Source organism: Chromobacterium sp. FG89, from assembly GCF_057808735.1.
This window is the reverse complement of sequence record NZ_JBMDIQ010000009.1, coordinates 65,801-88,203: the sequence shown is the minus strand read 5'-3', so window position 1 is coordinate 88,203 and position 22,403 is coordinate 65,801. Positions and strand designations below refer to the sequence as shown.

The window sequence follows — 22,403 nt, the reverse complement described above, 5'->3', positions numbered from 1 at the left end:
GCTCAGGCCGCGTCCAGAAAGTCCAGCAAGGCCCGCTCGAAGGCGAGCGGCGCTTCCAGATTGGACAGATGGGAGGCCGGCAGCCGCGCCAGGCGGGCGTTCGGCATCGCCGCGGCCATGGCTTCCGCCTCAGCCACTGTGGTCACCGGATCGAGCAGCCCGGCGATCAGCAGCGCGGGCGCGGCGATGCGCGGCAAGTCCGCGCGCAGGTCGGCGTCGGCCAGCGCCTCGCAGCAGGCGGCGTAGCCGTCCGGCGCGGTGGCCGCCAGCCAGGCGCGCGCCTGCTCGACGATGTCCGGCGCCTGGGCGCAAAAGTCGGCGCTGAACCAGCGTTGATGCGCGCTGGCGGCCAGTTCGGCCAGGCCGCCGCCGCGCACCTGGGCGGCGCGTTGCCGCCAGGCTTCGCTTGCGCCTATCTTGGCGGCGCTATTGCTGACCACCAGGCATTGCAGGCGTTCCGGCGCGTGCGCGCCCAGCCACAGGCCGGTGAGGCCGCCCATCGAAATGCCGCAGAAATGAGCGCGCTCGATGTCCAGCGCGTCCAGCAAGGACAGCGCGTCGCCGGCGAGGTCGGCCAGCCGGGGCGGAACGGCTCCGACGCCGCTGCCGCCGTGACCGCGCGCGTCGTAGCGCAGCACGCGGTAGCGGCGGCTCAGCGCCGCCAGTTGCGGCCGCCACATTTCCAGCGTGGTGCCAAGCGAGTTGGACAGCAGCAGCGCCGGCGCGCCGGCCGGCCCGTCCACTTGGTAGCGCAGCGCGTGCGTGCCGAGTTTCAGCATGGGCATGGCGGATCTCCTTATCTATGCCTGGGATTTCAAAACCGCGGGGGCGGCGTCCCGCCGCGACATCTTAACCGGTGCTCAGACGCGCTCCATGATCAGCGCGATGCCTTGCCCCACGCCTATGCACATGCTGCACAAGGCGTAGCGGCCGCCGCCGCGCTGCAACTGATAGAGCGCGGTGGCCGCCAGCCGCGCGCCGCTGGCGCCCAGCGGATGGCCCAGGGCGATGGCGCCGCCGTTGGGATTGACGTGTTCGGCATCGTCCGGCAGGCCCAGTTCGCGCAGCACCGCCAGCGCCTGGGCGGCGAAGGCCTCGTTCAGCTCGATCACGTCCATCTGTTCCAGGCGCAGCCCGGCCAGAGCCAAGACCTTGCGTATCGCCGGCGCCGGTCCGAAGCCCATGATGCGCGGCTCCACGCCGGCGCAGGCCATGGCCAGCACCCGCGCGCGCGGCGTCAGTCCATGGCGTTTCAGCGCGGCCTCATTGGCCAGCAGCAAGGCGGCGGCGCCGTCGTTGATGCCGGAGGCGTTGCCGGCGGTAACGCTGCCCTCGGGCCGCACCACGCCCTTGAGCCGGGCCAGCGCCTCCAGCGAGGTGGCGCGCGGATGTTCGTCGCGGACAACACGCAGCGGCTCGCCCTTGGGCCGCGGAATCGTCACTTCCATCAACTCGTCGTCCAGCCGGCCGGCTTCCTGCGCGGCGGCGGCGCGCAGCTGGCTGCGCAGCGCGAAGGCGTCCTGATCCGCGCGCGAGATGCGGAATTGTTCGGCCACGTTTTCCGCGGTTTCCGGCATCGAGTCCACGCCGTAGCGCTCGCGCAGCAGCGGGTTGACGAAGCGCCAGCCCATGGTGCTGTCCTCGATGCGCAGATTGCGGGCGAAGACGCTGTCCGCCTTGCCCATCACATAGGGCGCGCGGCTCATGCTTTCCACGCCGCCGGCTATCATCAGCTCGGCCTCGCCGCTCTTGAGCGCGCGCGCGGCCTGGCCGATGGCGTCCAGGCTGGAGCCGCACAGGCGGTTGACGGTGCTGGCCGGTGTGGACGGCGGCAGGCCGGCCAGCAAGACGGCCATGCGCGCCACATTGCGGTTGTCCTCGCCGGCCTGGTTGGCGCAGCCGTAGAGCACATCGTCCAGCAAGTCCCAGTCCACGCCCGGGTTGCGTTGTCGCAGCGCGCTCAGCGGCAGGGCGGCCAGATCGTCGGCGCGCAGGGCGGACAGGCCGCCGCCGTAGCGGCCGAAGGGGGTGCGGATGGCGTCGCAGATATAGGCCGGGCTCATGGCGTCTCTCCTTGGCGGGCGTCGGTCAGGGGCAGCGGCGTCAGCCGCTCTAGTTCTGCGAAATCCAGGCCGGGCACGCATTCGCGCACCAAGAGCTCGCCGTCGCTGAGGTCGATCACCGCCAGATCGGTATACACCCGGTGCACGCAGCCGACGCCGGTCAGCGGGTAGCTGCAGGCTTCCACCAGCTTGCAGTCTCCCTGCTTGTTCAGATGCTCCATCATGACGAAGACCCGCTTGGCGCCGATGGCCAGGTCCATCGCGCCGCCCACTGCCGGGACGGCGTCCGCCGCGCCGGTGTGCCAGTTGGCCAGATCGCCGCGCCGCGACACCTGGAAGGCGCCCAGCACGCAGATGTCCAGATGGCCGCCGCGCATCATGGCGAAGGAGTCGCCGTGGTGGAAGAAACAGCCGCCGGGCAATAGGGTGACCGGCTCCTTGCCGGCGTTGATCAGGTCCGGGTCCGCCTGGCCGGGTTCCGGCGCCGGGCCCATGCCCAGCAGGCCGTTCTCGCTGTGCAGGAAGATGTCCAGTTCCGGCGGCAGATAGTCGGCCACCCGGGTGGGCAGGCCTATGCCCAGGTTGACGTAAGCGCCCTCGGGGATGTCGCGGGCCACCCGCGCCGCCATCTGTTCGCGGTCCAGTCGCTTATGCATGCCGGCCTCCTTGCATGGGCTGGCCGGCGACGCAGACCAGCTTGTGAACGAAGATGCCCGGCGTCACCACGGTTTCCGGGTCCATTTCGCCCAGCGGCAGCAACTGCCCCACCTGGACGATGGTCTGGCGCGCGGCGGCGGCCATGATGGGGCCGAAATTGCGCGCCGCCTTGCGGTATTGCAGATTGCCCCAGCGGTCGCCGCGCCAGGCCTTGATCAGCGCGAAGTCGGCGTGGATCGGGTATTCCAGCACATAGTCGCGGCCTGCGATGCGGCGGGTTTCCTTGCCTTCCGCCAGCAGGGTGCCGTAGCCGGTGGGGGTGAAGATGGCGCCCAGGCCGGCGCCGGCGGCCTGGATGCGGGCGGCCAGATTGCCCTGCGGCACCAGTTCCAGTTCGATGTCGCCGGCGCGGTAGAGCGCGTCGAAGACCTGGGAATCCGCCTGGCGCGGAAACGAGCAGACGATCTTGCGCACCCGGCGCGCGCGCAGCAGCGCGGCCAGGCCGGCCTCACCGTTGCCGGCGTTGTTGTTGACGATGGTGAGATTGCGCGCGCCGTGGTCTATCAGCGCGTCTATCAACTCCGCCGGCTGGCCGGCGACGCCGAAGCCGCCGATCATCACTGTGGCGTCGTCGTGGATGTCGGCAATGGCGGCTGCGGCCGAGCTTACCGTTTTATCTATCATCGACTGTCCTTTGCGGGCTGCGTGCAGCCATGAATGGAAAGGATTTTGTGCGATTATCGAACGATATGTTTTTAATCGCGCATTCAGCATGCTTGCCGGCCTGCCGCAGGGTCAATACGATGATCGCAATAGTGTGCGGTGATCGCTCAACGACGATAAAAGGTGACAAGATGCAACAGTGGCAAGAGGCGGCGGCCGAGGAGGGCGTGGAAGAGAACTTCAGCGGCGATCCCAATTACATGGCCTCGCTGGCGCGCGGCCTGGCGGTGATTCAGGCGTTCTCGGCGCAGCGCCGCCTGTTGTCCACCTCGCAGATCAGCCAGCGCACCGGCATTCCGCGCGCGGCGGTGCGGCGCTGCCTGTACACCCTGGCCAAGCTGGGTTTCGTGGACAGCGAGGACGGCCGCCATTTCGCCTTGCGGCCGCGCATCCTGGCACTGGGCCACGCCTATCTGGGCTCCACGCCGCTGGCGCGCGCCGGCCAGCCGGTGCTGCGCCACGTCAGCAGCAGCGTCAACGAATCCAGCTCCATCGCCATTCTGGACGGCGACGACATCCTTTACATCGCGCGCGCCTTCACCAGCCGCATCATGACGGTGGATCTGGACATCGGCAGCCGCCTGCCGGCGGTCTGCACCTCGATGGGCCGGGCGATGCTGAGCCGGCTGCCCGCCGCGGAACTCGCCCTCTTGCTGGACCGGGCGCGGCTGGTCCGGCACACGCCGCACACCCTGATTGAGCGGCCGGCGCTGGAGGCGGAACTGGCGCGGGTGGCGGAGCAGGGTTACGCCATCATCGATCAGGAGCTGGAAATCGGCCTGCGCTCCATCGCCGTGCCCATCATCGGCGTCGACGGCCGCGCCGCGGCGGCCATCAATGTGGGGGTGCAGGCGGCGCGCGTCAGCCGCGAGGATTTGCTGCTGCGCATCTTGCCGGTGCTGCGCGAGGCCGCGGCGGAACTGGCGCTGCTGGCGGTGTGAGCCGCGCGGCGAGAACGACGCGGATAGGACATCAGAATTAACTGCGCGGCGGAAAACCCTATGCTAAACCTACAGCAATAAGACATAGGCGAAAGCAGGCTGTCATGTCGTTCAAATTTCCGGAAAGGGCGCCCGCCGGCGCTTCCGGCAATGCCGGGCTGGCCTCCGTGGTGGAGGCCGCTCCGGTGGGCGTGCTGGTGGTGGCGGCCGACGGCCGCATGCTCTACGTCAACAGCGCGCTGGAGAATATGTTTGGCTACAGCAAGGCCCAGTTGCTGGGCCAGGCGGTGGAAATGCTGCTGCCGGCCGATATCCGCGAACGCCATCTCGATTTTCGCCAGCTGTTTTTCTCCCATCCCACGCCCAGAACCATGGGCAGCGGCCGCGAGCTGTTCGCCCAGCATGCGGATGGCCGCCAGTTTCCCATTGAAATCGGCCTCGGCTCCATGCCGCACGAAGATGAAATCTGCGCGGTGGCCTTTGTCAGCGACATCACGCCGCGGCGCCGGCTGGAGCATCGCTTCGCCAAGGTGGTGGCCTCGCTGCCCATCGGCCTGCTGATGGCGGGCGCGGACGGCAAGATCTCAATGACCAACCAGGCGCTGGACGCCCTGTTCGGCTACTCGCCGGGAGAGTTGACCGGCCAGCCGGTGGAGGTGCTGCTGCCGCAACGCGTGCGGCAGGGCCACCCGGCTTTGCGGGCCGCCTTCGCCAAGGCGCCGGAAGTCCGGGCGATGGGCTCGGGGCGCGATCTGCTGGCCCAGCATAAGAACGGCAGCGAATTCCCGGTGGAAGTGGGCTTGACCCCGCTGGAAACGGAAGGAGAGCGGCTGGTGCTGGCCGCGATCACCGACATCTCCCTGCGCAAGAAATTTGAGGAGACGCTGCAACAGGCCAACGCTCAGCTGGAGGAGTTCACCTATGTGGCCTCCCATGATTTGCGCTCGCCTTTGCGCGGCATTGCCGACCTGATCTCCTGGATACGCGAAGACCTGGACCCGTCCCAGTTGAGCGCGGACATCGAGAGAAACTTTGTCCGCGCCGAGGAACGCATCGCCCGCGCCGAACGCATGATAGAAGACTTGCTGGAATACGCGCGGGCCGGGCGCCAGGACGAACGCGTCGAGGAAGTCGATCCCGGCCTGCTGGTGCGCGAGACCCTGGAGATGCTCGATATCCCCCCGGGCTTTCAAGTGGAAGTGGAAATCAAGGCCCGGCCGTTTCCCGCCGCGCGCACGCCGCTGTCGCTGGCGATCCGCAATGTGCTGTCCAATGCCTGCAAGCATCACGGCGGCGGCAAGGGCGTGATCCGCATCGCGGTGGAGGAGGACGGGCGCTTCAATCTGTTCACGGTGGAAGACGACGGCGTAGGCGTGCCGCCAGGCTCGGAAGAACGCATTTTCAAGCTGTTTCACCGCGCCAGCAGCCAGGCGGAGGGGCATGGAGTGGGGCTGGCGGTGACGCGTCGAATGGTCAATAGCAATGGCGGCACGGTGGTGCTGGATAGACACGGCACGCTGGGCGGCGCCTGTTTCCGCATCCGCTGGCCGCGGTTTCCGCTCAAGGAGGTGGGATGATGGCAAGCGTGGCGGTAGCGAGCGATATCACGGTTTTGCTGGTGGACGACGACGACGTGGCCATTGAGGGCGTCTTGCGCGGCGTGCGCCGTCAAGGGCTTGAATGCAAGATGGTCACCGCCTGCGATGGCCTGGAGGCCTTGCAAATCCTGCGCGGCGCGCACGACAGCAAGCGGATCACCAGCCCCTTTCTGATCCTGCTGGATCTCAATATGCCGCGCATGGACGGTTTTCAATTCCTGGAAACCATCCGCGCGGACAGCCAGCTGCGCAACTCGGTGATCTTCGTGCTGACCACCTCCTCGCGGGACGCGGACCGCATGCGCGCCTACGAGGAAAACGTGGCGGGTTATATGATGAAGTCCGCCGTGGGCCCGCAGTTCGTGAAACTGATGGAGCTGCTGCATTCCTACGCCCAGTCCGTGGTTTTACCCGCCCGGTAATCAAGATGATCGACGACGTCGAATGCCTGTTGGAAACGCCGCCGCAAGTCAGCGTGCTGGTGGTGGACGACGACGACGTCGACCGCGAGCGCATCATCCGCCTGCTGCACCGAAACGCCCTGTGCTCCCAGATTCTGGAAGCGGACTCCAAGGCCAGCGCCTTGAAGCTGCTGGGCCGGGAGTTGTTCGACTTTGTGTTTCTGGACTTCAAGCTGGACGACGGCGACGGCCGCGAACTGGTGCCGTCCATCCAGCAACGCAACCAATCCTGTCTGATCGTGGCGGTCACCGGCACCGGCAATGAACGCATCGCCGCCGAGGCGATCAAGCTGGGCGTCTACGAATACCTGCCCAAGTTCGAACTGACCGAGGACCGCCTGCGCCAGACCATCAGCGACGGCGTGCGGGTGGCGGCGATACAGGCCAAGCTGCGCGAAACCGAACAACTGCTGCAACACCGCAGCCTGTACGACTCGCTGACCGATCTGCCCAACCGCAATCTGTTTCTCGACCGCCTGGATCAGCTGTGCGCCTTGCACGCTCGCAATCAACTGCCGTTCGCCGTGCTGATGATAGACCTGGACCGCTTCAAGGAGGTCAACGACAAGCTGGGCCATCAGGCCGGGGATTTGGTGCTGCGGGAGGTGGGGGCGCGTTTCGCCACCCTGCTGCGCGGCTCGGACACCATCGCGCGCCTGGGCGGCGACGAATTCGCCGCCTTGCTGCTGGAAGTGGATAGCGCGGAATGCGCGCTGGCCATGGCGGAAAAAGTGGGCCATACGCTGGACGCGCCCATTCTGGTGGGCGAGCACGCCTTGTCGATAGGCGCGTCCTTCGGCGTGGCGATGTGCCCGCAGCACGGCTGCGATCCCGCCCAATTGCTGTCCCGCGCCGATATCGCGATGTATCAGGCCAAGAGCCATCTGGGCGCCGTCGCCTTGTACGCGGGAGAAAACGACAAGCCCTGGCCCAAGGCGGGGCAAACCACCCAGGCCTTGATCACGCAATTGACCCGGGCGATCCAGCAAGGCGAGCTGGAAATGCATTATCAGCCCAAGGTCAGGCTGGATACCGAGGAGGTGGTGGGTTTCGAAGCCCTGGTCAGATGGAACAGCCCGGCGCAAGGGCGAGTGAACCCCGACGACTTCATGCCCACGCTGGAGTCATGCAATCTCTTGAGCCGTTTCACTTATCTGACGCTGGAGCTGGTGCTGTCCCAGCAACAAAGCTGGATCAGCCAGCGACAAAAGCCGTTCAAGGTGGCGGTGAACATTTCCGCGCGCATGCTGGAGGACAATCGGTTTGTCGAAGAAGTGATGGCGCGGCTGGCGCTCTACAAGGTTCCGCCCAGCCTGCTGGTGCTGGAGTTGACGGAAACCGCGCTGGTCATCAACCCGGTCAAGGCCAAGGAAATGATAGAACAACTGCACGCTCAGGGCGTGTCCTTGTCGATAGACGACTTCGGCGCGGGCTTCACCTCCTTTACCTACCTGAAAAGCTGCCCCATCACCGAGATCAAGCTGGACAAGGCGTTTGCGCAGGACTTGGAGCCTGGCTCCTTCAACGCCTCCTTGATTCAGTGCATGGCGGTCTTCTGTCAAAGCCGCGCCATTGACTTCATTGTCGAAGGCGTTGAGCGTAAAAAGTATTGGCCGGTCTTGATGCAACTGGGTTGCTGCCTGGCCCAGGGCTTCAGCATCGCCAAGCCGATGCCGGCCGCCAAGGTCTTGTCGTGGTGGGAGACCTGGGAGCAAGGCAAGTCATGAAGGCGAGCCGGCCGCGTCTCGGATCGCGGGCAAGGGCTCAGGCAACGGTTCAGGGTAGAAACAGGCTTGCCGCGGCGCGGGGGTTGGACGGGAAATAGGCGTGGAAATAACTGGCCAACAGGCTGCCGCTGCGGTACAAGGCCTCGCCGGTTCCGGCGCCGCTGGCGCGCGCGGCGCGGGCGATCGGCTCCAGCGCCGTGTCCAGCCGGGTGTAGTGGAAGGTGTGGCCGCGCAGCGCGCCGCCGGGGAAGGTCATTTGCTGAAGTCCCAGCCCGCATAGCCTGTCTTGAAGGACCGCGCGGCCGGGCAGCAGGCCCAGCATAGACGCGCTGTCGCCGTCGCGACGGGTCAGCCGGTCCAGCAGATAGAGCATGCCGCCGCACTCGGCGTAGAGCGGCTTGCCGGCCGCTATATGTCCATGCAGCCCCGCTTTCAGCGCGGTGTTGGCGGACAGCGTGTCCAGATGCAGCTCCGGATAGCCGCCGGGCAGGTAGACGGCGTCGCAGTCCGGCAGCGCCGTGTCGGTCAGCGGCGAGAAGAAGCGCAGCTCCGCGCCCAGCTGGAGCAGCGTTTCAAGATTGGCCGGGTAGACAAAGGCGAAGGCGGCGTCGCGGGCGATGGCGATGCGCCGGCCGGCCAGCAGTTTTGGCGGCTCGGCGGGCGCGGCGGGGGGAAAGGCCACCGCCGGCGGCAGCGCGGCTAAGGCGGTGGCGGCGATCTGGCCCGCCATGCGCTCGAGACGCACGTCGAGGTCGGCGATCTCCTGCGCCTGCACCAGGCCCAGATGACGCTCCGGCAGCCGCGCCGCCTCGTCCCGGCGCAGCGCGGCCAGCAAGGGCAGATGAGCCGGCAACTGCTGGGCCAGCATTTCGGCGTGGCGATCGCTGGCGACATGGTTGGCGATAAAACCGTGAAAGGCCAGGCCGGGGCGGAAGCTGGCCAGACCGTGGGCGACGGCGGCGAAGCTCTGCGCCATGCCGGCGGCGTCTATCACCGCCGCCAGCGGCACGCCGAGCAGGGCGGCCAGATCGGCGCTGCTGGGCGTGCCGTCGAACAAGCCCATGCTGCCTTCGATCAGGATCAGGTCGGCCTCGGCGGCGGCCTTGTACAGGCGGGCGCGGCAATCGTCCTCGCCGTTCATCCACAAGTCCAGGCCATAGACGGTGTGGCCGCTGGCCCGCTCCAGCACATAGGGGTCCAGGAAGTCCGGCCCGGTCTTGAACACGCGGACCCGGCGGCCCTGATTGCGGTGATGGCGGGCCAGCGCCGCCGTCAGCGTGGTCTTGCCCTGATGCGAGGCGGGGGCGGTCAGGAACAGCGCCGGGCAGCGCAAGGACGTCATCAGAACTCCACCCCGCGTTGCGCCTTGATGCCTTGCTCGCGGTAAGGGTGTTTGACCAAGCGCATTTCGGTGACCAGATCCGCGGCCTCAAGCAAGGCTTCCGGCGCATGGCGGCCGGTGACCACCACGTGCTGCATCGCCGGCCGGGCGGCGAAGGCGGCCAGCACTTCGTCCAGCGGCAGGTATTCGTACTTCAGCACCACGTTCAATTCGTCGAGGATCACCATCTCGTAGTCCTCGCTCTCCAGCATCGCCAGCGCCTGCTCCCAGCCCTTGCGCGCGGTGGCGATGTCGGCCTCGCGGTCCTGAGTGTTCCAGGTATAGCCTTCGCCCATGGTGTGGAAGTCGCAGTTGTCGAAGCCGCCCAGCAGATCGCGCTCGGCGGTATGCAGCGCGCCCTTGATGAACTGCACCACGCCCAGGCGCATGCCGTGGCCGACGGCGCGCAAGCCCATGCCGAAGGCGGCGCTGCTCTTGCCCTTGCCGGTGCCGGTGTTGACGATGAGCAGGCCTTTTTCGCCGGTGGCGGCGGCCTTTTTCTTTTCAAAGCCCGCCTTGCGCTTCTCGGTCATGCGCTGGTGGGATGCCGGATCGGTTTTCATCGTGTCGTCCTTGTGTGGGGCCGGCGCCGTCAGCGGCGCAGCAGCCAGATAAAGAAGGCGCCGCCGACGGCGGCGGTGCCGACGCCCACCGGGATGTCTTCCGGCGCGATCAGGGTGCGCGCGGCGGCGTCCACCCAGATCAGGAACAGCGCGCCCAATAGCGCGCAGGCCGGCAGCAGGCGGCGGTGGTCGGCGCCGACGCAACGGCGGGCGATATGCGGAATCATCAGGCCGACAAAGCCTATCGCGCCGCTGACCGCGACCATGGTGCCGGTCAGCAGCGAGGAGGCGGCGAACACCGCCAGCCGCAGCCGGGTCACGCGTATGCCCAGGGTGACCGCGGTCTGCTCGCCGGCCATCAGGGCGTTCAGCGGCCGCGCCACGGTCAGCAAGGCGGCGAGACCCAGGCACAGCGCGGCCAGCGGCGCCGGCAGCAGCTCCCAGCGCGCCTGGCCCAGTCCGCCCAGCATCCAGAACAGCACCGCCGAGGCGGAGCGGTGGTCGCCCAGATACAGCATCAGATTGGCCAGGGCCATCAGCAGGAAGGACACGGCCACGCCGGCCAGCAGCAGACGCTCGGCCTGCAAGCGGCGCTGGCGCACGGCGATGCCGGTGACCAGCAGGGTGGCCAGCAAGGCGCCGGTGAAGGCGGCCAGCGGCAGGGTGGCGCCGCCCAGCACATTGCCGCTGAACAGCAGCACCGTCACCGCGCCCAGCGTGGCGCCGGAGCTGACGCCCAACAGGTGGGGATCGGCCAGCTGGTTGCGGGTGGTGGCCTGCAAGGCCGCGCCCACCAAGGCCAGGCCGGCGCCGACCATGCCACCCAGCAGCACGCGCGGCAGCCGCAGCTGCCAGATGATCAGATCCTGGCCCGGCTGCCAGGCCGGTTCCACCGGCAGGCCCAGCTGGTGTAGCAGCACATTGGAACTGACGGCGAATTCAACCGGCGCGGCGCCCAGGCCGGAGGCCAGCGGCAGCGACAGCGCCAGCAGGGCCAGCAAGAGGCTCAGCAAGGGCCAGGCCGGCGGACGGTTGGCGATGGCGCGGATCACTTGGCGAAGACTTCCGGGTGCAGGCCGCGCGCCAGCGCGCTGATGGCGTCGGCGTTGGCGATGCCGGGCGTGGCGCTGTCGTAGGGCAGCACGATGAAGCGCTTGTCGCGCACCGCCGCCATCTTGTTCAGCGCCGGGTGTTTCTGCAGGAAGGCGATCTTTTGCTGGGCGGTGACCTTGCCGTAGTCGATGATCACGACCACCTGCGGATTGCGCGCCACCACGGTTTCCCAGTCGACGCGGGTCCAGCTGGCGTTGACGTCGTTTAGGATGTTGCGGCCGCCGGCGGCCTGGATCAGCGCGTCGGGCATCGCCAGCCGGCCGGCGCTGAAGGGGCGATCCTCGCCGCTGTCGTAGACGAAGACCGACGGCGTGGCCTTGCGTTTGGCGACGCGGGCGGCGACGCCGTCCACCTTGGCCCGCATCTCGGCCACCACTTTTTGCGCGCGCGGCTCCACGTCGAAGATGCGGCCCAGATTATGGATGTCGCGATAAACGTCGTCCAGGCTCGCCGCCGGGCGTTTCATCACATGGGCGCAGGATTCGCTGAGCTCGTAGACATTGATGCCCAAGGGCGCCAGCGAGGCCGGCGTCACCGGGCCGCCCACGCGCAGGCCGTAGTTCCAGCCGGCGAAGAAAAAGTCGGCGTTGCGGGCCAGCAGCGCTTCCGACGAGGGGTAGTCGCCGGCCAGTTCCGGCAGCTTGCCCAGCGCCTGTTTCAACGGCGCGTTCAGCTTGTTCCAGGCGCTGATGCCGGTATAGCCGACCATGCGGTTTTGCAGGCCCAGCGCCACCATCATCTCGGTCAGATTGATGTCGTGGCTGACCGCGCGCTGCGGCGCGCGCTGAAAGACGACCTTGCGGTTGCAGCTGTCCACGGTCAGCGGGTAGGCGCTGGCTTGGGCCTGGGAGGCCAGCAGCGCGGCCAGGCCGCAGGCGATGAGCGAAGACGGATTCAGTTTCATAGGTTTTCTTCTTCCAACAGAGTGATGCGGGGGTGGCCGGCCTGCGGGTGGCGGTCCACCAGCGCGCGCACGCCGAACACCTCGGCCAGGAGCCGGGGCGTCAAGACGGTTTCCGGCGCGCCGCTGGCGACGATGCGGCCGGCCTTCAGCGCGTACAGGCGGTGACAGAAGGCGGCCGCCAGGTTCAGGTCGTGCAGGGTGGCGACGGCGGCGATGCCCAGCCGGCGCACCAGGCGCAACAGCGATAGCTGGTGACGCAGGTCCAGGTGGTTGGTGGGTTCGTCCAGGATCAGCAGCTCGGGCTGCTGCGCCAGCGCCCGCGCCAACAGCGCGCGCTGCTTCTCGCCGCCGGACAGGGTGGCGAAAGGCTGGTATTGCTGCGCCGTCAGTCCCACCTGGGCCAGCGCCTCGTCGACGATGGCGTGATCGGCCGGCGATCCGCCGCGCAGCAGCGACTGGTGCGGGATGCGGCCCATGTCCGCCACCTCGCGCACGGTCAGGCCGAAGTCCTCGGGGAATTCCTGCAGCACCACCGCCACGCGGCGGGCGAAGGCGGCGGCGGACTGGGACCAGATGTCGGTGCCGTCCAGCCTGGCCTCGCCGGCCAGCGGCTTGTTGAAGCGGAAGGCGCAGCGCAAGGTGCTGGTCTTGCCGCTGCCGTTGGGACCGATGACGCCGACGAATTCGCCGGGCCGCACCGTCAGCGCGATGTCGCGCAGCAGCCGGGTCTCGGGCGCCACGGCGGGGTCCGGCGACCAGTCCAGGCCGCATAGTTCCAAGGCGCTCATCGGCTAGCTCCAGTGCGCGCCGGTGATGTCGCGCAGCAGCGCCAGCACCCGCGGGCGGCTGGGGTGGTAGCCGATGAAAACCAGCTGCGCCTGGCGCGGCGCGGTCAGCGTCTCGTCGCGGCTGAGTTCGATGCGGCTGCGCACGCCCTGGGCCAGCAAGCGGCCGGGGCCTTCCGCGCAAGCGGCGAAGCCCTTGATTCTGAGCAGCGGCTCCTCGCCGGCGATGGCCTCCAGCGCCGCGGCCAGCTTGTCGGCGTTTTGCGCTTCCTTGCTGCGGATCATGAACGATTGCCAGCCCGGGTCTTGCTCGTGGAAATGCTTGTGGGTGGACAGGCCATGGCTGTGCGCGGCCTGGCCGCCGTGGCTGTGACCGTCCAGCAAGGCCTGGTTGGCCAGCGGCCGCATCGCCAGCCCCGGTATGCTGGCCACCGGGCCGTAATGGCGGTGCGCGGCCGGCGCGGCCTCGTGCAGGTGCAGGCCCAGCGTCAGCCGGGTGTCCAGCTTGGCGCCATAGGCCAGTTCGATGAAGCGTATCGACGGCGCTTGCCGGCGCACGGCGTCTTCCGCCGCCAGCAGCGCGTCGGCGGACAGCGCGTCTATCTTGTTCAGCACCACGATGTCGGCGTGGCCCAGTTGTTGCTCGAACAAACCCGCCACCGCGTCGGCCTTGCCGCCGTCGCCGGCCGGCGCGAAATGCCCGGCCAGCAGCAAGGGGGTGTCAACCACCGCCAGCGTGGCGTCCAGCACGAAATAGGGCGCCAGCGCCTCGCTTTGCAACTGGGCCATCACCGCGCTGGGCAGCGCCAGGCCCGAGGTTTCGATCAGCACGTGGTCGATCTGCTGGCGGCGCTGCCACAGCGCCAGCATGGTGGGCAGGAAGTCGGCGTCGTCGTCGTAAGCCACCAGGCCCTGGGCGAGATCGTGGATTTCCACGCCGCCGGCGTCGCCGCCGCGCAGCAGGCCGCCGTCTATCGACACCTCGCCGAATTCATTGACCAGGATGGCCAACCGGCGCTGCTTATTGTTTTCCAGCAGCTTGCTCAACAGCGTGGTCTTGCCGGCGCCGAGGAAGCCGGTCAGCACGGTAACGGGCAGGCGCGGCGCGCTCATGCGGGCTCTCCTGCGGGCAAGGCCGCCAGCACGCCGGCGAAGTCGTCGAAGGCCTGCGGATAATCCAAGCGGGGCCGGTCGATCACGATGAAGGGGATGCCCAGCGCGGCCGCGGCGGCCGCCTTGGCGTCAAAGCCGCCGGCCGCGCCGCCGTCCTTGCTGATCACGCAGTCTATGCCCCAGTCGCGCCACAGCGCCTCGTTGGCCGCCTGCGAGAACGGGCCTTGCATCGCGCAGACGCGTGAACGCGGGATGCCCAGCTCCAGCGCCCGTTGCAGGTGCTGCGGGTCCGGCGCCAGCCGGACGAACCATTGATGCTTTTGTTCCGAGTCGGCGGCGACGAAGCGGTGCAGCTCCTTGCTGCCGGTGGCCAGGAAGACGCGTTTTCCTTTAGCCATCGCCAGCCTGGCGGCCGCATCGCTGTCGGCGCAGCGAATGAGCGGATGCGCGCTGGCGCTGGCCGGCCGCTCATAGCGCAGATAGGGCAGGGCCAGTTCCTTGGCCAGCGCCATCAGTTGCTGCGACATCTCGCTGGCGTAGGGGTGGGTGGCGTCGACGATGGCGCTGGCCCGGCTGCCGGACAGCAGTTCGCGGCGGCGCTCCACGCCCAGCCGGCCGCTGACGGTGGCGACGCCGGGCGCCGCCTGCTGCGCCTGCTCGTTGCCGTAATCGCTGGCGCTGCTGATCACCACCGCGCGGCCGGTTTCCGCGATGGCGCGGGACAGCGCGTTGCCGTCGCTGGTGCCGGAGAACACCCAGGCCGCGCCGGCGGGCAGCGCGTCGGCCTTCACCGTGTCCTGAGTGTCGTCCCAGTTGAAGTAGCCGCGCGGGGTAAACATCCAGTTGCGTTTGCGGCGGGTGAAGCGGTTGCCGATGACGATGCTGGTCAGCATGTCGAAGCGGCGGGTGCGCAGCTCGGTCAGGGTGACGATTTCCACCGCCTGGTCCTCGCGGTAAGCATTGCGGACGATGCCGCACAGCGTTTCCGGCTTCTTGTGCTCCAGCATGATGTCCAGGATGCGGTAGACGCCTTCCTGGCGCTGGCGGCTTTGCACGTTGTAGAACACCACCGCCAGATCGGCCTGGGCGATGTGGCGGGCGCGGGTTTCAATCCATTCCCACGGGCACAGCAGGTCGGACAGGCTCAGGGTGGCGAAGTCGTGCGACAGCGGCGCGCCGAGCAGGGACGCGCAGGAGTTGGCCGAGGTGATGCCGGGGATCAGCTGCACGTCGAAGCCGTCGTCTTCGCGCATGTCCTCGTAAGCCAGCGTGGCCATCGCGTAGACGCCGATGTCGCCGCTGGACAGCAGAGCGACCGTTTTGCCGGCGCGGGCTTCCGCCAGCGCCAGCTGGGCGCGCTCGCGCTCCTGGGTCAGCGGCAGGGTGCGGATGTCCTTGCCGGTTATCCACGGTTGCACCCAGGTCAGGTAAAGATCATAGGAGACGATCACCTCGCTCGCCGCCAGCGCCTGGCGGGCGAGATCGGGGATCAGTTCGGCGCGGCCGGGGCCGACCGAGACGAGGTAGAGTTTGCCGGTCATGGGTTCATTCGTATTCATGGATGATGGCTATGCAATGTCGGGTGTTGGTTTGCAGATGGTTTCTGCAAAGCTGGATAGGTGTGCGATGCGCCCCGCGTGGGAAAATCCCTGTATGCCCACCCAAGGGATAGGCGTGGCATGGGGCTTCCGCCTTACCGCAGTGTCCATATTGGAGCCCCTCTCCCCTTGTGGGAGCGGGGTTGGGGAGAGGGGGCGTCGAGCCCTCTCCTTGGACGATCTTGGGGTGCTGGTTCCGCTCTGCGGGCGGGTAAGTCCGTAGCGCGGGTTGGACGCCAGGCAATACCTGCGATTCCATTTTCGATGGCTCATGTTTTGTCGGCCGCATCGCTCGCGGGTATGGCATGGCCAACCCGCGCTACGCACTGCGTCAAGCCCCTCTCCCCTCGCGGGAGAGGGGTTGGGGAGAGGGGGGCATCCTCCACCACCGCCACCGTCACCCCGTCGCGCGCGGTCTTGGGCACGATCAGCCCGCCCCTGGGGCTGGCGATCAGCGCGCAGGGTTCGCACACGCCGTCCACGCCGACGTTCCGCCGCACCCAGTCCGAAGGCGCGCCGGTCCAGCCGCGGGCGGCGACGTCGGCGCGGGCGATGACGCGCAAGGGCAGCCCGTGGCGGGCGCAGAACGCCAGCAGGCCGGCTTCGTCGGCCTTCAGGTCTATCGTCGCCACTTCGCGCACGGCGGACAGCGGCCGGCCGGCCAAGGCCTGCAGAACCGCTTGTTCGATGGCCTCGGCGCTTTTGCCGCGGCGGCAGCCTATGCCCAGCGTCAGCGGTTTCATCGCTTCGGTGGCGGTGGTGATGGCCGGAACCGCGCCGGTCAGCCGCGCCGCCTCGTAGGCCAGTTGATTGGCGCCGCCTTCATGGCCGGACAAGAGCGGGATGGCGAAACGGGCGGCTTCGTCCATCACCACCACCGCCGGGTCGCTGTATTTGCTTTGCGGCAGGCCGTCCAGGTAGCGGACGGCGATGCCGCTGGCCATCACCAGCACCCAGTGGCTGTGCGCATGGAAGGCGGCGCGGAATTGCTCGCGCGCGCCGGTCCCGGCTTGCAACCACGGCTGGTACAGCTTGGCGTCCAGCGCCGCCGCCAGCTTTTGCCCCAGCGGCAGCGCCTCGGCGCGCACCAGCCACACGGCGCGGCTCATGCCTGCTTTTCTTTCTGAAGGCTGGCCCGCTTGGTCTTGCGCGCGTCGCCGTCGCGGAAGATGTGGGTGAAGCCGGCCGCGTACAGGCTGGATTCAACGCCGCCTTCGCGCGACAGCGCCGCGCCGACCAAGAGCAGCGTGGTCAGCAGCCAGTCTTTCTGCTTCACCTCGGACAGCATCTTGCCCAGCGTGGAGCGGTGGACGGACTGGTCCGGCCAGCTGGCGCGGCGCACCAGCGCCACCGGGGTATCCGGCGGGTAATGCAGCGACAGGTCGGCGACGGTCTGCTTCAGCCGCTGGCCGGACAGGAAGATGCACATCGTCGCGCGGTGGGCGGCGAAGCTGGCGATGGACTCCGTCTCCGGCACCGCGCTGGCGCGGCCGCTGGTGCGGGTCAGAATGATGGACTGGGACACCTCGGGCCGGGTCAGTTCGCTGCCCAATGCGGCGGCGGCGGCGGTGAAGGAGGAGACGCCGGGAATGACCTCATAGGCAATGCCAAGCGCTTCCAGCCGGCGCATCTGCTCGTTGGTGGCGCCGTAGATCGCCGGATCGCCGGAGTGCAGCCGCGCCACGTCCTTGTCCTCGGCCTGGGCGCGGCGGTACAGCGCTTCCTGCTGGTCCAGGTTCAGTTCGGCGGTGTCGTGGATTTCCGCGTCCGGGCGGCAGTGGCTCAGCATCTCCGCCGGCACCAGCGAGCCGGCGTACAGCACCATGGGCGCCGCGCCCAATAGGCGGCTGCCGCGCAAGGTGATCAGGTCGGCGGCGCCGGGGCCGGCGCCGATGAAATACACTTTCATGAATGGCGTCTTTCTCTGGCTGTCTTGCGGATCAGCATGGTGGCGAGGTAGCCGCTGGCGTCTGCGTTCAGTTGCGAGACGTCGGCGCACAGCACTTCGCCGGGCAGGCCGATGCGGCGGGCGAAGGCGCACAGATGGGCGATGCCCATCTCGTTCAGCAGCGCCAGCACGTCCGGCAGCCGCTTGCCTATCTTCATCAGCACGATGAGGTCATGGCTGTCGATATCGGCCCGCAGCGCGGCCATCTCGTCCGGGCAGGGCAGGATCAGGATGCGTTCCTTGCCTTCGCCCAAGGGCCAGGACAGCGCCGACGCGGTGGCGGCGAAGCTGGTGACGCCGGGGAAGGTCTGCGTCTCTAGCGCCGGCAGCATTTCGCGCAGCGCCGCCAGCAGATAGCCGTAGGTGGAGTAGGTCATCGAGTCGCCTATGGTCAGGTAGGCGACGTTCCGGCCGGTTTTCAGTTCGGCGGCCAATTGCTCGGCCAGCGCGCCGTAATGGCGGGACAGCGCGCCGCGGTCCGGATTCATCTCGAATTCGATCTCGCGGAAACGGCCCTCATCCAGCGCCAGCCCGGCCAGGCATTGCCGGGCGACTGATGTGTCGCTGGAGGTGGCGCGCGGCAGGTAGACGATGTCGGCCTCGCGCAAGGCGGCCAGCGCCGCCACCGGAATCAAGCCGGCCGGTCCGGGGCCGACGCCTATGCCTATCAATCGTCCCAGTTTCATGCCGCTTCTCCCAGCGGGGTGCCGTCCATGCTGAACAGGCGCACCGCCACCTGCCGCGCGCTGGGCACTTTCGCGGCCATCAGCGCCGCGGTGCGGCGTTCTATTTCCATCCAGTAGCCGCGCGCGTCCGGCTGGCTGCTCATGATCTGCACTACGTTCTCCACGGTATTCGCTTGTTTGATGGCGGCCACCAGCTCGGGCGCATAACCCAGCTCGGCGGCGACGGCGGCGACGGCGTCCATCGCCATGCCGCTCTTGCCGGAGTGGGTGTTCCACACCCCGTCCAGCAGCTTGGCGATCTTGCCCGGGTGGCCCAGCACCCACAGCGTGTCTAGGGTGCGGCCCTGTTCGAGCAGCACCGATTCGGCGAAGTCCAGCGAGTCGCCGACGAAGTTGGCGATCTGCACCACCTGCTTTTTCTCCAGCCCCAGCGTGTCGGCGGCGTAGCCGCGGCCTATCTTGCCCGGAGTGAAGGCGATGGCGGCCGGCAACTCGCCCAGCGCCACCCGCACATAGACTTCGATGGAGGCGATCCACGCCGCCTGCGACATCGGCTCGACGATGCCGCTGGTGCCCAGGATCGAGATGCCGCCGACGATGCCCAGCATCGGGTTGAAGGTGCGCTTGGCGATCTTGTCGCCGTCGACGCAGCCTATCGCCAGGTCGAAGCCCGGGTCGGGCCGGCCGGCCAGCGTTTCGGCCAGCGCCAGCCGCATCATCTGCCGCGGCACCGGGTTGATCGCCGGCTCGCCGGGCGGGATGCGCAGGCCGGGCTGGGTGACCATGCCGACGCCGGCCGCGGCCAGGAAGCGCAGCGCGCCGCTGCCGTTTACTTTTACCTCGGCGAAGATCGTCGCGCCGTCGGTGTTGTCCGGGTCGTCGCCGGCGTACTTCAGCACTTCGGCGCGCACGGTGTTTTCGTCCAGCCAGGCCACGCGCTGTATCGGCACCGCCAAATAGAAATCCGGGTCCGGCAGGCTGATGAAGACCTCGTCGGCGTCCACGCCGTCCAGCAGCAGCATCAGCGCCGCCTTGGCGGCGGCGGTGGCGCAGCTGCCGGTGGTGCGGCCGCGGCGCATGCCGTTGGGGGCGAGGGCGGCGAGGTCGTAGGGCTGGCGCACCGGGCTCAGGCTTTCTGCTGCTGATGCACGTGTTCGATCGCGTCTATCATCAGCGCGTTGACCACGGTGGCCGCCCACGGCGAGCCGCCGCGGGTGCCGCGATTGGTGATGCGCGGCACTTGCAGCAGCGCGCGCAGCTCGTCCTTGCATTCGCGGGTGCCGACGAAGCCCACCGGCAGGCCCACCACCAGCTGCGGCCGCCAGCCGTGATCGCGCACCAGGCGCACCACCTCGCGGATGGCGGTGGGCGCGTCGCCTATCGCCACCACGCAGTCGTTGCCGAACTTCTGCCAGGCGCGGCGGATGCCGGCGGCGGAGCGGGTGATGCCGCTGGCCTCGGCCAGCAGCCGGGTTTCCTCGTCGTGCACGCCGCACCAGGTTTCCACTTCCAGCTGGCGCAGCACTTCGCGCTTGAGGCCGGTTTCCACCATGGTGACGTCGGTGACCACGCGGCGGCAGCGCAGCAGCGCGCGCATGCCGGTTTCACAGGCGCCGGGCGAGAAAAACAGCTCGTCCACGCTGTTGAAGTCGCCGGTGGTGTGCACCAGCCGCATCAGCGCGGTGCGCTGCTCGGCGGGGAAGGCCGACCAGTCGCGGCCCTCATTGATGATGCGCATGCTTTCCGCTTCTATCGGGTGCGGGGTGTAGCGTTTCCAGGCCGGCGGCTGGCTGGAGCTGGGTTCGCGCTCCAGCAGGCCGCGCACCTTGCCGTGGTGGCCGCGCTGCGGCTCGCCCACTTGTTGTTCGAAGCCGACGATCTGCACCCGGTACTTGCACAGCGCGCAGTTCATCGCCGCTCGGCCTTCCACGCCCTCCTGCGCGCGTTCCAGGAACACCTCGGCCACTTGCTCGTCCGGGCCCAGATAGCCGGCGCTCAGCACCTCGATCTCAGGATGGCGCGCCGCCAGGTCCGCCGCCGCGCCGTAGATGCGCTTGACCAGCACGCCGTCGAACAGAAAGTAGGGCAGCATCACGATGCGGCGGTAGCCCAGCATGGCGGCGGCGCGCAGGCCGTCGGCCACCAAGGGTTTGGCGGTGCCGGAATAGCAGACGAAAGACGCGGCGAAGCCCAGGCCTTCTTCCAGCATGCGCGTGAGCTTGGAGATTTCGGAGTTGGCGTCCGGGTCCGAGGTGCCGCGGCCGACGACGACCAGACAGGCGTCGTTGCGCGACACCGTGTGCGGCGACGCCGCCTCGGCCTCGACGATGCGTTGACGACACAGCGCCAACAGCCGCGGATGCAGGTCCAGCGCCGCGCCGAAGTGAAAGGCTATGCCCGGATGCGCCTGCCGCAGCGCCAGCAGCTCGCTGGGCATGTCGTTCTTGGCGTGGGTGGCGGCCAAGAGCACGCCGGGCACCATCACCACAGTTTTGGCGCCGGCGGCCAGCACCTGGTCCACCGCCTCGTCTATGGTGGGGCGGGCGAACTCCAGAAAGCCGTGAGCCACCGGGCGCTCGCCGGCGCGCGCCTTCAGCGCGTCCACCAATTGCATGAATTCGTTCACCCCGTCCGGGTCGCGGCTGCCGTGGCCGGCCAATACGATGGCGTAGTCTTGCTGGCTCATTTGTGGGTCGGCTCGATCTGGCTGTCCATGGGCGCGAGCGTGCGGATCAGCATGATGCTCATGTCGGAGAAGCGCTGCTCCGCGCACTCGGCCAGCGTGCCGCGCCATTCCGCCTCGTTGCGGGTCAGGTTTTCCCACACCTCCACCTGCTGGCCGGCCGGGATGCCGTTTTCCAGCAGATAGGCGGCGATGTGCCAGGGCATGAAGGAACGCGCCTCGTCCCAGGGGCAGGGAATCACGATGGCGTTGCGGCCGTCCTGTAGCACATGCACCAGGTGGCGCTTGAACGGGGTCAGGTCGCCGCGGCGGTGGAAGGTGATGAAGCTGGTTTCGTCGAAGCACACCTTGCCGCGCGAGGCCAGGATCTGCGCCGACGAGATGCCGGGTATGGTGTCCACCGGGTGGCCGCAGGCGCGCTCCACCCGCTCCAGATACTGGAAGCCGCTGAAGTGGATGTCGCCCATGAACACCACCACGCAGTTTTTGCCGGCGCGATGGCGCTCGGCGACGATGTCCAGCTGCGCCACCTGGTCGCGGTAGCCCATCTGGATCACTTCGGCCGTGTCCGGGATCAGCGGGCGCACCACGTCCACCACCGCGTTGAAGCCGGCCACCACGTCGGCCTCGCGTATCAGTTGGGCCGAGCGTTGCGGCAGGTAGCCGATGTCGCCGGGGCCGGCGCCTATGCAGATGATCATGCGTATTCCTTCCTTGTTTCGTTGGCGGCGGACGGGCTACAGGACGCCAACGCCACCGTCGGTCCGATGACGATCAGCGCCGGGCTGTGGATGCCGGCCGCGCTCATGTCTTGTTCCAGCGCGTCCAGGGTGCTCAGCACCTGGCGCTGCTGCGGCAGGGTGCCGTTTTCTATCGCCGCCGCCGGGGTGTCGGGTTTCAGGCCGTGGCGCAGCAGTTCGGCGCGGATCAAGGGCAGCCGCTTGACGCCCATATAGATCACCAGCGTCATGCCGCTTTGCGCCAGCGCCCGCCAGTTGGGCTCGTCGCCGTCCTGATGCGGGTGGCCGGAGACAAAAGTGACGCCGTGGACGAAATGGCGGTGGGTCAGCGGTATGCCCAGCGTGGCCGGCACCGCCAGGCCGGCGCTGAGGCCGTTGACGATCTCCACCTCGATGCCGGCCGCTTGCAGCGTCAGCATTTCCTCGCCGCCGCGGCCGAAGACGAAGGGGTCGCCGCCCTTGAGGCGCGCCACCGTCCTGCCGGCTCGGGCCTCGTCCATCATTCTTTGCTCAATGGCGGCCTGCGGCGTAGACGGCCGGCCGCCGCGCTTGCCCACCGGCACGATTTCAGCGTCCGGCCGCAGCATGGTGTGAATATCCGGATGCACCAGATCGTCCACCAGCGCCACATCGGCCAGCCGCAGGCAACGCGCGGCCTTCAGCGTCAGCATGTCCAGGTCGCCGGGACCGGCGCCTATCAGATAAACCTTGCCCGTCAT

General features: G+C 68.1%; 22 protein-coding genes. 4 read left to right on the top strand and 18 right to left on the bottom strand.

Annotation, left to right across the window (positions count from 1 at the left end; genetic code table 11):
- Nucleotides 1-2 precede the first annotated feature (2 nt).
- The 4 genes from pcaD to ACODRW_RS11075 form a co-directional block, all read right to left on the bottom strand.
- Complete coding sequence (pcaD, locus tag ACODRW_RS11090) at nucleotides 3-785, bottom strand: 3-oxoadipate enol-lactonase (RefSeq protein ID WP_488905761.1); 783 nt, start codon at nucleotides 783-785, stop codon at nucleotides 3-5.
- Between the two features lie 75 nt (nucleotides 786-860).
- Nucleotides 861-2,063, bottom strand: coding sequence for a 3-oxoadipyl-CoA thiolase (gene pcaF, locus ACODRW_RS11085; protein ID WP_488905760.1), 1,203 nt, complete (start codon nucleotides 2,061-2,063; stop codon nucleotides 861-863).
- Nucleotides 2,060-2,719, bottom strand: a complete 660-nt coding sequence (locus ACODRW_RS11080; RefSeq protein WP_488905759.1) for a 3-oxoacid CoA-transferase subunit B — start codon at nucleotides 2,717-2,719, stop codon at nucleotides 2,060-2,062. Before ACODRW_RS11080 ends, pcaF begins: the two co-directional genes overlap by 4 nt.
- Nucleotides 2,712-3,404 (bottom strand): 3-oxoacid CoA-transferase subunit A, encoded by a 693-nt coding sequence (locus ACODRW_RS11075; protein ID WP_227108439.1) that lies wholly within the window; start codon nucleotides 3,402-3,404, stop codon nucleotides 2,712-2,714. The genes ACODRW_RS11080 and ACODRW_RS11075 overlap by 8 nt, the downstream gene beginning before the upstream one ends.
- A gap of 170 nt (nucleotides 3,405-3,574) precedes the next feature.
- Here ACODRW_RS11075 and ACODRW_RS11070 point away from each other — a divergent pair, with 170 nt between their 5' ends.
- The 4 genes from ACODRW_RS11070 to ACODRW_RS11055 all read left to right on the top strand — a co-directional run bounded on the left by ACODRW_RS11070 (nucleotide 3,575) and on the right by ACODRW_RS11055 (nucleotide 8,170).
- Entirely contained in the window at nucleotides 3,575-4,384 is an 810-nt protein-coding gene (locus ACODRW_RS11070; RefSeq protein ID WP_488905758.1) for an IclR family transcriptional regulator domain-containing protein, read from the top strand.
- 104 nt (nucleotides 4,385-4,488) lie between these two features.
- The gene (locus ACODRW_RS11065) at nucleotides 4,489-5,961 is read left to right on the top strand and encodes a sensor histidine kinase (protein ID WP_488905757.1); all 1,473 of its coding nucleotides are present in this window, start codon (nucleotides 4,489-4,491) and stop codon (nucleotides 5,959-5,961) included.
- Nucleotides 5,958-6,404 carry a response regulator gene (locus tag ACODRW_RS11060; protein WP_227108433.1) on the top strand — a complete coding sequence of 149 codons (447 nt, stop codon included), beginning with the start codon at nucleotides 5,958-5,960 and terminating at the stop codon, nucleotides 6,402-6,404. The genes ACODRW_RS11065 and ACODRW_RS11060 overlap by 4 nt, the downstream gene beginning before the upstream one ends.
- 5 nt (nucleotides 6,405-6,409) lie before the next feature.
- A complete protein-coding gene (locus tag ACODRW_RS11055; protein ID WP_488877554.1) occupies nucleotides 6,410-8,170 on the top strand; it encodes a putative bifunctional diguanylate cyclase/phosphodiesterase in 1,761 nt (586 codons plus the stop codon).
- Nucleotides 8,171-8,219: 49 nt separating this feature from the next.
- Here the strand turns inward: ACODRW_RS11055 and ACODRW_RS11050 are convergent, their stop codons facing one another.
- From ACODRW_RS11050 to cobA, 14 genes are all read right to left on the bottom strand, one after another.
- Entirely contained in the window at nucleotides 8,220-9,512 is a 1,293-nt protein-coding gene (locus ACODRW_RS11050) for a cobyrinic acid a,c-diamide synthase CobB (protein ID WP_488905756.1), read from the bottom strand.
- Entirely contained in the window at nucleotides 9,512-10,114 is a 603-nt protein-coding gene (cobO, locus tag ACODRW_RS11045; protein ID WP_488905755.1) for a cob(I)yrinic acid a,c-diamide adenosyltransferase, read from the bottom strand. Before cobO ends, ACODRW_RS11050 begins: the two co-directional genes overlap by 1 nt.
- Before the next feature lie 29 nt (nucleotides 10,115-10,143).
- Nucleotides 10,144-11,166 (bottom strand): FecCD family ABC transporter permease, encoded by a 1,023-nt coding sequence (locus ACODRW_RS11040; protein WP_227108425.1) that lies wholly within the window; start codon nucleotides 11,164-11,166, stop codon nucleotides 10,144-10,146.
- Complete coding sequence (locus tag ACODRW_RS11035; protein ID WP_488905754.1) at nucleotides 11,163-12,131, bottom strand: ABC transporter substrate-binding protein; 969 nt, start codon at nucleotides 12,129-12,131, stop codon at nucleotides 11,163-11,165. The genes ACODRW_RS11040 and ACODRW_RS11035 overlap by 4 nt, the downstream gene beginning before the upstream one ends.
- Nucleotides 12,128-12,919 (bottom strand): ABC transporter ATP-binding protein, encoded by a 792-nt coding sequence (locus ACODRW_RS11030; RefSeq protein ID WP_488905753.1) that lies wholly within the window; start codon nucleotides 12,917-12,919, stop codon nucleotides 12,128-12,130. The genes ACODRW_RS11035 and ACODRW_RS11030 overlap by 4 nt, the downstream gene beginning before the upstream one ends.
- Before the next feature lie 3 nt (nucleotides 12,920-12,922).
- Entirely contained in the window at nucleotides 12,923-14,029 is a 1,107-nt protein-coding gene (locus ACODRW_RS11025; RefSeq protein WP_488905752.1) for a CobW family GTP-binding protein, read from the bottom strand.
- The gene (gene cobJ, locus ACODRW_RS11020; RefSeq protein WP_488905751.1) at nucleotides 14,026-15,570 is read right to left on the bottom strand and encodes a precorrin-3B C(17)-methyltransferase; all 1,545 of its coding nucleotides are present in this window, start codon (nucleotides 15,568-15,570) and stop codon (nucleotides 14,026-14,028) included. Before cobJ ends, ACODRW_RS11025 begins: the two co-directional genes overlap by 4 nt.
- Nucleotides 15,571-15,896: 326 nt before the next feature.
- Nucleotides 15,897-16,736 (bottom strand): cobalamin biosynthesis protein, encoded by an 840-nt coding sequence (locus ACODRW_RS11015; RefSeq protein ID WP_488905750.1) that lies wholly within the window; start codon nucleotides 16,734-16,736, stop codon nucleotides 15,897-15,899.
- On the bottom strand, nucleotides 16,733-17,536 hold the full coding sequence (gene cobM, locus ACODRW_RS11010; RefSeq protein ID WP_488905749.1) for a precorrin-4 C(11)-methyltransferase: 804 nt from the start codon (nucleotides 17,534-17,536) through the stop codon (nucleotides 16,733-16,735). The genes ACODRW_RS11015 and cobM overlap by 4 nt, the downstream gene beginning before the upstream one ends.
- Nucleotides 17,533-18,261, bottom strand: coding sequence for a precorrin-2 C(20)-methyltransferase (gene cobI / locus ACODRW_RS11005; protein ID WP_488905748.1), 729 nt, complete (start codon nucleotides 18,259-18,261; stop codon nucleotides 17,533-17,535). Before cobI ends, cobM begins: the two co-directional genes overlap by 4 nt.
- Nucleotides 18,258-19,382 carry a cobalt-precorrin-5B (C(1))-methyltransferase CbiD gene (gene cbiD, locus ACODRW_RS11000; RefSeq protein ID WP_488905747.1) on the bottom strand — a complete coding sequence of 375 codons (1,125 nt, stop codon included), beginning with the start codon at nucleotides 19,380-19,382 and terminating at the stop codon, nucleotides 18,258-18,260. Before cbiD ends, cobI begins: the two co-directional genes overlap by 4 nt.
- 5 nt (nucleotides 19,383-19,387) lie before the next feature.
- A complete protein-coding gene (locus tag ACODRW_RS10995; protein WP_488905746.1) occupies nucleotides 19,388-20,947 on the bottom strand; it encodes a precorrin-8X methylmutase in 1,560 nt (519 codons plus the stop codon).
- Entirely contained in the window at nucleotides 20,944-21,645 is a 702-nt protein-coding gene (locus tag ACODRW_RS10990) for a cobalt-precorrin-7 (C(5))-methyltransferase (RefSeq protein WP_107800028.1), read from the bottom strand. The genes ACODRW_RS10995 and ACODRW_RS10990 overlap by 4 nt, the downstream gene beginning before the upstream one ends.
- Entirely contained in the window at nucleotides 21,642-22,403 is a 762-nt protein-coding gene (gene cobA / locus ACODRW_RS10985) for a uroporphyrinogen-III C-methyltransferase (RefSeq protein ID WP_253314333.1), read from the bottom strand. Before cobA ends, ACODRW_RS10990 begins: the two co-directional genes overlap by 4 nt.